Origin of the sequence: Micrococcus sp. MS-ASIII-49, from assembly GCF_000946635.1 — a bacterium.
In the GTDB taxonomy this organism is placed as follows: Bacteria; Actinomycetota; Actinomycetes; order Actinomycetales; family Micrococcaceae; genus Micrococcus; species Micrococcus luteus.
On sequence record NZ_JXSP01000006.1, the window covers coordinates 1 to 9,613 of the forward strand.

11 protein-coding genes are annotated in these 9,613 nt (G+C 70.5%); 3 read left to right on the top strand and 8 right to left on the bottom strand.

The features are described from left to right. Positions 1 to 403: 403 nt before the first annotated feature. From SJ20_RS00415 to SJ20_RS00430, 4 genes are all read right to left on the bottom strand, one after another. Complete coding sequence (locus SJ20_RS00415; RefSeq protein WP_044658559.1) at positions 404 to 2,098, bottom strand: cytochrome bc complex cytochrome b subunit; 1,695 nt, start codon at positions 2,096 to 2,098, stop codon at positions 404 to 406. Positions 2,099 to 2,103: 5 nt separating this feature from the next. Further along, on the bottom strand, positions 2,104 to 3,180 hold the full coding sequence (locus SJ20_RS00420; RefSeq protein ID WP_044658560.1) for a ubiquinol-cytochrome c reductase iron-sulfur subunit: 1,077 nt from the start codon (positions 3,178 to 3,180) through the stop codon (positions 2,104 to 2,106). Between the two features lie 69 nt (positions 3,181 to 3,249). Continuing rightward, positions 3,250 to 4,056, bottom strand: a complete 807-nt coding sequence (locus SJ20_RS00425) for a cytochrome c (RefSeq protein WP_002854532.1) — start codon at positions 4,054 to 4,056, stop codon at positions 3,250 to 3,252. An 85-nt stretch (positions 4,057 to 4,141) separates the two neighbouring features. Then, positions 4,142 to 4,720: a cytochrome c oxidase subunit 3 gene (locus SJ20_RS00430; RefSeq protein WP_020625607.1), complete on the bottom strand. Its 579-nt coding sequence runs from the start codon at positions 4,718 to 4,720 to the stop codon at positions 4,142 to 4,144. Between the two features lie 250 nt (positions 4,721 to 4,970). Here SJ20_RS00430 and trpD point away from each other — a divergent pair, with 250 nt between their 5' ends. After that, positions 4,971 to 6,029 carry an anthranilate phosphoribosyltransferase gene (gene trpD / locus SJ20_RS00435; protein ID WP_044658561.1) on the top strand — a complete coding sequence of 353 codons (1,059 nt, stop codon included), beginning with the start codon at positions 4,971 to 4,973 and terminating at the stop codon, positions 6,027 to 6,029. Positions 6,030 to 6,083: 54 nt separating this feature from the next. Here trpD and SJ20_RS00440 read toward each other — a convergent pair whose 3' ends face one another. Beyond that, positions 6,084 to 6,365, bottom strand: a complete 282-nt coding sequence (locus SJ20_RS00440; protein ID WP_036384759.1) for an Lrp/AsnC family transcriptional regulator — start codon at positions 6,363 to 6,365, stop codon at positions 6,084 to 6,086. Between the two features lie 68 nt (positions 6,366 to 6,433). Beyond that, positions 6,434 to 6,850 (bottom strand): DUF3054 domain-containing protein, encoded by a 417-nt coding sequence (locus tag SJ20_RS00445; RefSeq protein WP_036315092.1) that lies wholly within the window; start codon positions 6,848 to 6,850, stop codon positions 6,434 to 6,436. A 109-nt stretch (positions 6,851 to 6,959) separates the two neighbouring features. Between SJ20_RS00445 and SJ20_RS00450 the strand changes: the two genes are divergently transcribed. Then, a complete protein-coding gene (locus SJ20_RS00450; RefSeq protein ID WP_044658562.1) occupies positions 6,960 to 7,610 on the top strand; it encodes a hypothetical protein in 651 nt (216 codons plus the stop codon). Between the two features lie 191 nt (positions 7,611 to 7,801). Then, entirely contained in the window at positions 7,802 to 8,047 is a 246-nt protein-coding gene (locus SJ20_RS00455; RefSeq protein ID WP_002854519.1) for a superinfection immunity protein, read from the top strand. 16 nt (positions 8,048 to 8,063) lie between these two features. Here SJ20_RS00455 and SJ20_RS00460 read toward each other — a convergent pair whose 3' ends face one another. Then, on the bottom strand, positions 8,064 to 8,612 hold the full coding sequence (locus SJ20_RS00460; protein ID WP_041103774.1) for a hypothetical protein: 549 nt from the start codon (positions 8,610 to 8,612) through the stop codon (positions 8,064 to 8,066). A 59-nt stretch (positions 8,613 to 8,671) separates the two neighbouring features. Continuing rightward, on the bottom strand, positions 8,672 to 9,613 hold a 942-nt coding region (locus SJ20_RS00465), incomplete at its 5' end, for an FAD-dependent oxidoreductase (RefSeq protein WP_044658563.1).

Below are 9,613 nucleotides of genomic sequence, written 5' to 3' on the forward strand. Positions count from 1 at the left end.
CAGCTTTTCATGGCCGCTTACACTTGAGGACCCAGAGCATCGACGGTGCCCGTCTCCGGCCGTCTCTCGGGATGCCCCCGTAGAACGCCACCTGCATCCGCCCCGCATCCGTCGTCGCGGACCGGACGCACGCCTGTCCGTGCCCGAACCGGCCGGCCGCGACGAGCGAGGCGCACCACTTTGCTCACGCCCACCCGAGGTGGCCGCCGAACGAGGACCCCGCAGCGCAGGACGCAGAGACCCGGCAGTCGGGGGGGCGGGGCGCTGGACCGCCTCGTGACGCCCGCTGCGGCCGTGGGCGGGCTCTCCCTCGGTGGCCGCGGCGGCCCGCCTCCCGGGACGCCGAAGGGCCCCGCGCACCGTGGTGCGCGGGGCCCTTCGTCAGAGGATCAGCCGACCGGGGTCAGCGCTCCAGACGAGGAGCGTCCGAGCCGTGTCCGAGCTCGACGGGGTGCTCCTCGTGGCCATGCTGACCGTGGGTACGGGCCTCCACCAGCTCCTCGCGGGAGACCGGGGCGACGCGTTCCTGGTAGAACATGCGGTTCAGGCCGGCACGGGCCTTCTCCAGCATGCCCACCTTGCCGTTGCGGCTGGGGATGGCAGCCACCGGACGGCGGTCCTCGAAGGACACCAGGCGGTACAGCTCGTAGTCGGTGAGCTGACGGTGCCGCTCGTGGAAGCCGCCCTCGGGGGACATCTCGATGACACCGGCCTCGTGGCCGTGGAGCACGAGCTCACGGTCCTTGCGCTGCAGGGACAGGCAGATGCGGCGGGTCACGATGAAGGCGATCACCGGGCCGAGGAAGAACAGCGCGCGCAGCACGTACAGCACGTCGTTCAGGGAGAGGTGGAAGTGGGTGGCGATGAGGTCCGAGGACGCGGCCGCCCACATGACGCAGTACCAGACGACGGCGGCCACGCCGATGCCCGTGCGGGCCGGGGCGTTGCGCGGACGGTCGAGCAGGTGGTGCTCAGTGTTGTCCTTGGTGATCCACCGCTCGATCCAGGGCCAGGTGCACATGCCGACGAGCAGGACGCCGACCGGGATCAGCGGCACGAGCACGCCCATGGGCAGGGACACCGAGGAGCCCCACGGCATCGGGATGTTCCAGAGGAAGGAGTAGTCGCCGATCATGCCCGGCATGAGGCGCAGGGCGCCGTCGAACACGCCGATGTACCAGTCGGGCTGGGTGCCGGCCTGCACCGGGGACGGATCGTACGGGCCGTAGTTCCAGTTGGCGTTGATCGTCACCGTGGAGGCGATGAGCGCGAGCACACCGAACACGATGAAGAAGAAGCCGCCGGCCTTGGCCGCGTACACGGGGCCCACCGGGTAGCCGACCACGTTGTCCTCGGTGCGGCCCGGGCCCGGGTACTGGGTGTGCTTGTGCACGACGACCATGAACAGGTGGATGCCGATCAGCAGCAGGATGGCGGCCGGCACGATCATGATGTGCAGGGTGTACAGGCGGCCGATGACCGAGTGGCCGGGGAACTCGCCGCCGAAGAAGAAGGCGGAGAGGTACGTGCCCACCAGCGGCAGCGACTTCAGGATGCCGTCGATGATGCGCAGGCCGTTGCCGGAGAGCACCTCGTCGGGCAGGGAGTAGCCGGTGAAGCCGGCGGCCCAGCCGGCCATCAGCAGGAAGCAGCCGACCAGCCAGTTCAGCTCACGCGGGCGACGGAACGCGCCGGTGAAGAACACGCGCAGCATGTGGACGGACATGGCCGCCACGAACATCAGCGCCGCCCAGTGGTGCAGCTGGCGCATGAACAGGCCGCCGCGCACGTCGAACGAGATGTCCAGGGTCGAGGCGTAGGCCGCGGACATCTCGATGCCGCGCAGCGGGGCGTAGGCCCCGTCGTAGACGACCTCCGACATGGAGGGGTCGAAGAAGAGGGTGAGGAACGCGCCGGACAGCAGCAGGATGACGAAGCTGTACAGGGCGACCTCGCCGAACATGAACGTCCAGTGGTCCGGGAAGATCTTGCGGCCGAAGAACTTCACGATCGGCGACATGCCCATGCGGGTGTCGACGAAGTTGGCGATGCGGCCGGTCGTGGTCGCCGGCTGGAACTCATTCACGGTGGTGCTCATAGGTGTCAGCCACGCTCCCAGTAGACAGGCCCGACGGGCTCATGGAAATCGCTCTGGGCCACGAGGTAGCCCTCGTCGTCCACGGTGATCGGCAGCTGCGGCAGCGCGTGGCTGGCCGGGCCGAAGATGACCTTGCACTCCTGCGTCAGGTCGAAGGTCGACTGGTGGCAGGGGCAGAGCAGGTGGTGGGTGTGCTGCTCGTACAGGGCGATCGGGCAGCCCACGTGCGTGCAGACCTTGGAGTAGGCGAAGATCCCGTCCACGTTCCAGTCCTCGCGACCCGGGGTGATCTTCACCTTGGCCGGGTCGAGGCGCATGAGCAGGACGACGGCCTTGGCCTTCTGGTTGAGCTTGTCAGGGCCCAGGTCGTTCAGGCCGTCGGGGATGACGTGCACGGCGGAGCCGAGCGTGACGTCCGAGGCCTTGATGGGGGAGCCGGTGGGGTCGCGCACGAGGCGCACGCCCTCGGCCCACATGGTGTGACGCAGACGCTCCGGACCGAAGTTGTGGATCTCCTCATCCGAGAAGTTGTCCGAGTCGTCCAGATCGCGGAACACGGCGATGAACGGCAGGGGGGCAAGCAGGGCGGCGCCGATCAGGGTGTTGCGCAGCAGGGGGCGGCGCTTGATCTGCGACTCGTCCAGGATCTCGGAGATCATCCCGGTGGCGGCGACACGGTCGGCCTCCGAGCGGATCTCATGACGGTCCTCCACGGTCTCGTGGTCGGGCATCAGGGTCTTGGCCCAGTGCACCACGCCGATGCCGATGCCGAACATGGCGAGGGCGGTGCCCAGGCCGAGCAGCAGGTTCTGCAGGTAGATCTTGCTGAACGCCTCACCGTTCCCGATCTGCCCCACGCCGAAGTAGCCGATGAAGAAGAGCACCGTGCCCACGATGGAGATGAGGAACATGACCGAGACCTGACGCTCGGCGCGCTTCGCAGCCTTCGGATCCTCATCGGCCAGGCGCGGACGGTGCGGAGGCAGGCCCGGGTTGTCGATCGCGTACCGGGGCGCGTCCTCGCCGGCGTGCTCGAGGGAACCCGAGCGGTGCTCGGTCCCTTCAAAGCCTTTCTCGCCCATATGTCCTGTTTCCTTTACTCGAGTGATGAATGTCGATGACGGGTGGTCGGCGCGCCTGCGCCGACGGGATCAGGAGGACCGGCTGGTGAGCCAGACCATGAAGCCGATGATCAGCGCCAGGCCCGCGGTCCAGATGAACAGGCCCTCGGAGACGGGGCCGAGCGAGCCGAGGGCGAGGCCGCCGGGGGAGCCCTGGTTCTCGATGGTCTTCAGGTAGGCGATGATGTCGCGCTTGTCCTCGGGCTTGATGTTCGAGTCGGAGAACACCGGCATGTTCTGCGGGCCGGTCTCCATGGCCTCGTAGATGTGCTTCTCCTCCACGCCGTGCAGAGACGGGGCGTACTTGCCGCGGGTGAGCGCACCGCCGGCCGCAGCCGCGTTGTGGCACATGGCGCAGTTGATGCGGAACAGGTCGCCGCCGCGGGTGATGTCCACATCCTCGTGGTTCACATCCAGGTACTCGTCCTCGGGGACGGCGGGGCCGGCGCCCAGCGAGGCGACGTAGGCGGCGAGCTGCGCCGTCTGCTCGTCGTTGAACTGGTTCGGCTTGACCTGGGCCTGCGGGCCGTTCATCTGCATCGGCATGCGGCCGGTGCCCACCTGGAAGTCGACGGAGGCGGCGCCGACACCGATCAGGGACGGACCGGAGGGACCCCCCGCGGCACCCGTGCCGTGGCACGAGGCGCAGTTCGCGTTGAAGAGCTTCTCGCCCTCGGAGATGTCATCAGCCGAGGCGGCCGCGGTGACCTGCGTGGCCGCCTGCGCCTGGTTCACGGTGCTCGCGACGGAGTACAGTCCGCCGGTCACCAGGAGTCCCAGCAGGAGGAGCGCCAGCCCCATCAGGGGATGGCGTCGGTTCTGCGAAAGTGCCTTCACGGGGGTTTCCTATCGTTCTCTTCCCGGGCGGGCCGCTCATGCTGCCGGCCCGGGCCTGAAGTCGGTGCGGTGAGTGGGGGTCGTCTTACTTCAGGAAGTAGACGATGAAGAACAGGGCGATCCAGACGACGTCCACGAAGTGCCAGTAGTAGGACACGACGATCGCCGACGTCGCCTCGTGGTGGCCGAAGCGGCGGGCCATGTAGGCGCGGCCGATGATGAAGAGGAACGCGATCAGGCCGCCGGTCACGTGGATGGCGTGGAAGCCGGTGGTGATGTAGAACGCCGAGCCGTACGCGTTCGCCGCGACGGTCACACCCTCGGAGACGAGAACCGCGTACTCGTAGGACTGCACCGCCACGAAGATCGAGCCCATGATGAAGGTCAGGATGAACCACTCGACCATGCCCCACTTCCCGAACTGCAGGAAGCCGCCGGTGCGGCGGGGCTGAAGGCGCTCGGCGGCGAGGACGCCGAACTGGGCGGTGACGGAGGAGAGCACCAGGATCGTCGTGTTCACCGCGGCGAGCGGGACGTTGAGGATCGCGGTGTGCTCGGCCCAGAGCTCCGGAGACGTGGAGCGCAGGGTGAAGTACATGGCGAAGAGCCCACCGAAGAACATGAGCTCGCTGGCAAGCCACACCATGGTCCCGACCTGCACCATGTTCGGCCGGCTCGGGAGCCCCGTGGTGGGCTGATGGAGAGTGGGGTTAGCTGTGGTCACCCAGCCATTATGGCCCCAAACACCGCCCGGGCGGTAAATCGAACCTACCGTGTCGCAGGACAGGTCGTCAGCACCGTCGGGGGGTTTCAGTGACAGTCGGGGGCTGGCGTCCAGGGGATGTTCAGGTTCGCGGTGCGCGGCGCATGACACGACGCGGTGCCGGGTGCGGCCGGGCCGCTAGGCTCAGTGCGTGAGCACCCCCGAGAACACCGCAGCAGTCCTTGGGACCTCCTGGCCGGAGGTCTTCCGCGCCCTCACCGTCGGTGAGGACCTCAGCGACGACGTCGCCGCGTGGGCCATGGGGGAGATGATGGCCGGCGATGCCACCGAGGGGCAGGTGGGGGGATTCCTCCTCGCCCTGGCCGCCAAGGGGGTGACGGTGCCGGAGCTGCGCGGCCTGACCGAGGCGATGGTGCAGGCGGCGAACCCGGTGCACGTGCCGGGGGAGACCCTCGACGTCGTGGGCACGGGCGGCGACCGTCTGGGGACCGTGAACCTCTCCACGATGTCCTCGCTCGTGGCCGCAGGTGCGGGCGCGCGGATCGTCAAGCACGGGAACCGCGGCGCCTCGTCCACCGCCGGCGCGGCCGACGTGATCGAGGCCCTCGGCGTGGACTTGTCCATGCCGGCCCGGAAGGCCGAGGAGTGCGCCGAGGCCGTGGGCATCACGTTCCTGTTCGCCCAGAACTACCACCCGTCCATGAAGTATGTGGCCCCGGTGCGCAAGCAGCTCGGCGTGCCCACCGTGTTCAACTTCCTCGGCCCCCTGAGCAATCCGGCCCAGGTCACCGCCCAGGCCCTGGGCTGCTCGAGTGAGGCCATGGTCCCGCTGCTGGCGCAGGTGCTCGCGGACCGGGGGGTGCGCGGCTTCGTCTTCCGCGGGGCGGACGGCCGGGACAAGATCACGACGTCGGGGCCGTCGACCGTCATGGAGGTCCGGGACGGTGTGCGCACCCACGAGCTCGATCCCCGGGAGCTGGGCATCGACCTGGCCCCCGTCCAGGCCCTGGCCGGGCGGGACGGCGCCTACAATGCGACCCTCGTCCGCGCTCTGCTGGCGGGGGAGAAGGGCCCGATCCGCGACGCCGTCCTCCTCAACGCGGCCGCGGGCCTGACGGCCTGGGACCGCGACGCGGACGCGCCGCTGATGGAGCGACTGGCGGCCAACATGGCGCGGGCCGCCGAGTCGATCGACTCCGGCGCCGCGCGTGACGTCCTGGACCGCTGGGTCGCCTTCTCCCGATCCTGATGGTGCGACGACGGGCCCTCGCCGGCGAGATGGGGCCCGTCGTGGAGAGGACGCTCAGGAGTCGAAGCCGAGCGCCCATCCCTCGCCGAGGTCCTCAGACGAGTAGGTCCGGAAGGCCAGCATGGTCTCGGTGTCCTGGATCCCGTCGACCTTGGAGAGGTGGTCGGCGATCACGTCGGCGAGGTCCTCATAGCGGCGCACCTTGACCATCGCCACCAGGTCCCACGCGCCGGTCACGGAGTAGACCGACCCGACCCCCTCGAGCGCAGCGAGGGCCTCGGCGGTCTCCGGGATGCTGGATTTGTCGGTCTTGATCAAGACGATGGCGGTGACCACGGGCGGTCCTCATTTCCTCGATGCTGCGGGTCCGGTGTCCGCGATGATCCTAGCTGCGCGCCGGCTCCTCACCTCCGGGTGCGGCGCACCAGCCAGGCGGTCACTGCCCGGCGGCCCAGGAGCAGGACGCCCAGCACCCCGAGCGCCACGAGCACGAAGGACACGGGTGCGCCACCGAGGCCGAAGGCCACGCGCAGGACCATCCCGACGGCGACGGTCCCCAGCCAGACGATCACGCCGTGGGGCCACACGCGGGCCCAGGTCCGGTGTCCGGAGGTCAGCCCGGTCATGAGCAGGAGGCCCGCGAGGAACGGCGCCGCCGTGACCAGCAGACCCAGCAGCCCGCGCTCCGTGGAGTGCTGCCCCTGGCCCAGAGCCACGAAGAGGACGGTGAGCAGGAGGTCGACGGCAAGCGCAGGCAGGGCGCCGCGCGGGGCGCGATGCTCGGCGGGCACGACACGACGGGCGGTGGGGGAGGACGTCATGCATCCAGTCTGGCGCACCGAGACGTCCGGACGGAGCGTCCGGCCGAGGACGGCTCGGCAGACGGGCCCCACAACAAGACAGCGCCTTTGTCAGAGGTAGGCTCACTGCATGGTGTCCGTGCATCTGGTGCCCATCCGACCGACCGCCGCCACCGCTGACGACGCGCGGCGTCTGGCAGCCGCGCTGCTCGACGATCCTCGCCCGGACGCGGCTGTGACCGCGGCGGCGTGGCTTCTCGACGAATCCGGCCCGGGCACCGATGCGGCGTCGCACGACGGCGAGCTGGCCGTCGTCGTCGACGGCATGGCGGCCACGGTCGGCTTGGCGCTGTGGGCCGTGCGGACCGGGTCCTGGGCGGTGCTGTTGGATCCCGAGGATGCCCTCGACAAGGATTCATCATTGTCGTACCTGACAACAGCCGAGCGGCGGCGGGCCCGGCGGGCACCGGGCCGACTCGTGCTGCCGGGCGGAGGTCGCGCGGACCGCGCCTCGGATGCCGGCCGAGAGGCTGATCTGCGCTGTGCGGAGGCCACCCTGCAGCTGGTCGCCGCGGTGGAACGGCGCCGGTCCGCTGATCAGCACGCGGCGGGACGGCTGGTCGAAGCCGGCGCCAGTCAGCGAGAGGCGGCGGCCGAACTCGGGATCAGCCAGCAGGCCGTCCATTCCCGGTTGCGACACGGGCTCTGGCACGAGAGCCGGACGGCGGTGGCGGCTGTCCTGCCGTTGCTGGAGCGGCTGTCCGCAGACCCGGGGGAGTGAACCCCGGCACGCGGTGTCGGTGCCGCCCGGCGCGGCCACCTGGGCCAGTTCACGACGCGGCGCGTGCCGTGCAGGCGGCCTCCGAAGGGGAGGCGAAGAACAGGCTAGTTGACATAATGTACATTATCGGCGCACTGCGGAACGGTGGACAGGGCGCCCTCCGCGGCGGGTCTCGCGCGTAGCCTGGACCCATGACGATCATGACCGACCAGCGCGACCGCCCCCTGCACGCGACGATCGCCGTCGTCCTGGCCATCGCCACGGCGGGCTACCTGGCTCCATGGGCCGTCGCCGCCGTCCGTGGCCGTTCCAACGTGTGGGCGGTATTCTGGGTGAACCTGCTCACCGGGTGGACCGTCCTCGGCTGGTGCATCGCGCTGTACATGTCGCTCACCAGCCATCGCCGGCTGCGGTCCTGGGGTCCGCGCGGCCTCTGACCGCGCGGACCGCCCCTCAGGTAAGACGCGCGACGACGGCCCGCACACCGTCTCCCTCGGCGATGAGGCATCGCGGGCCGTCGACGTCCGCCTCATCCGTCTCCGACAGCTCGACCGGCACCTCGAGCTCCCCCGTCGCATCGGCGCCGATCACGCGGAGGGTGAGGTCCGGGGCGCGCGTCTCGAGGTAGGTCCCGGACTCGTCGTGCATCTCGAGTCGGGCCTGCGGGATCTCGCCGCGCACGCCCGCCGCGAGGATGCGGCGCGCGTCCGGGTCGGTGGCGGCGTCCACGACCCAGCGGTGTCCCAGGACGGAGTGCTCCGCCTCGGCCACGACGTCCCCCTCGAGGGGTGCGTCGCCTCGGTAGGCGAACGCGGTCTGATACAGCTGGTCCCCCACGCGCACGAGCATCGACTCGACGCCGATCTCGCCGGCGGGATCGTCGAACCGGTACGAGCCGACCTTCTCGGCGGTCACGTCCGCGGGCAGTCCGTGCGCCACGAGGCGGCGGCGGATCCATTCGGGCTTGTCCGGGTCCAGGCGTGCGGTGTAGATGAGAGCCATGCCCCGACCGTAGCCCTGACGTCGTCCGCCCGGGAGGGCCCGCCGGCCGGCGGCGCGGCTCAGCCCTGCACGGCCCGCACGGCGTGGTCCATGGCCCGGTAGGCGTCGAGCTCGCGGGCTTCGGCCGCGCCACCGATCAGGCGCACCGCCTCCGGCGCGTAGCCCGCAGCCACCAGGTCCTCGACGAGATCCGTCTCGGACTCCTGCCCGGCGCACACGACGACGTCCGTCACATCCAGGGTCAGCGGCACGCGTGTCTCGGGGTCCTCCGGGGACGGCGCGGTCACGCGCAGGCCGTCGGGGCCGAGGCCCTCGTAGGTCACACCGGAGTGCAGGTGGACCCCGTGCCGCCGCAGCTCGGCGCGGTGCACCCAGCCGGTGGTGGGGCGCAGTCGGACGCCGATCGGTCCGGGGCTGCGCTGGAGCAGGTGGACCTCGCGTCCGGGGTGGGCCGCGGCCGGCTTCGCCAGCTGGCCCGGCGTCTGAGAGGTCAGTGCCACGCCCCAGCGGGCCCGCCAGTGCTCCTGCGTCTCGGGTGTCCCGTCCGGCCGTTCCGTGCCGGCCGCCAGGGCCTCGGCGACATCCACGCCCACGCCGCCGGCGCCGATCACCGCGACGCGCGGACCGACGTCGACGTGGCCCAGGACCACGTCGTCGTACGCGTGGACGGCGGGCGCGCCCGGCTCCCCCGCCCCGGGCAGAGCGACGGGCCGCGGCCGCACGCCGGTGGTGAGGAGCACCTCGTCGTAGCCCGGCCGCCCATCGTCCGTGAGGAGTGTCTGTGCGGACACCTCCTCCCCGGTCACGAGCGTCACCCCGGATGCCGCCGCGCGGGCCGCCAGGTGCTCCAGCGCGGGACCGAACTCCTCCTTGCCGGGGATGCGCCGGGCGAGCCGGAACTGCCCGCCGGGCTCGGCGTGCCGGTCGAACAGGGTGACCTCGTGCCCGAACCGGGCCGCACGCTCCGCGGCCGTGAGGCCCGCCGGCCCGGCACCGACCAC

Bases quoted from the DNA above. Each gene is read 5' to 3' on its own strand.
- SJ20_RS00415 (WP_044658559.1), bottom strand. From the start codon at position 2,098: ATGAGCACCACCGTGAATGAGTTCCAGCCGGCGACCACGACCGGCCGC.
- SJ20_RS00420 (WP_044658560.1), bottom strand. From the start codon at position 3,180: ATGGGCGAGAAAGGCTTTGAAGGGACCGAGCACCGCTCGGGTTCCCTC.
- SJ20_RS00430 (WP_020625607.1), bottom strand. From the start codon at position 4,720: ATGGTGCAGGTCGGGACCATGGTGTGGCTTGCCAGCGAGCTCATGTTC.
- SJ20_RS00445 (WP_036315092.1), bottom strand. From the start codon at position 6,850: ATGACGTCCTCCCCCACCGCCCGTCGTGTCGTGCCCGCCGAGCATCGC.
- SJ20_RS00450 (WP_044658562.1), top strand. From the start codon at position 6,960: ATGGTGTCCGTGCATCTGGTGCCCATCCGACCGACCGCCGCCACCGCT.
- SJ20_RS00455 (WP_002854519.1), top strand. From the start codon at position 7,802: ATGACGATCATGACCGACCAGCGCGACCGCCCCCTGCACGCGACGATC.
- SJ20_RS00460 (WP_041103774.1), bottom strand. From the start codon at position 8,612: ATGGCTCTCATCTACACCGCACGCCTGGACCCGGACAAGCCCGAATGG.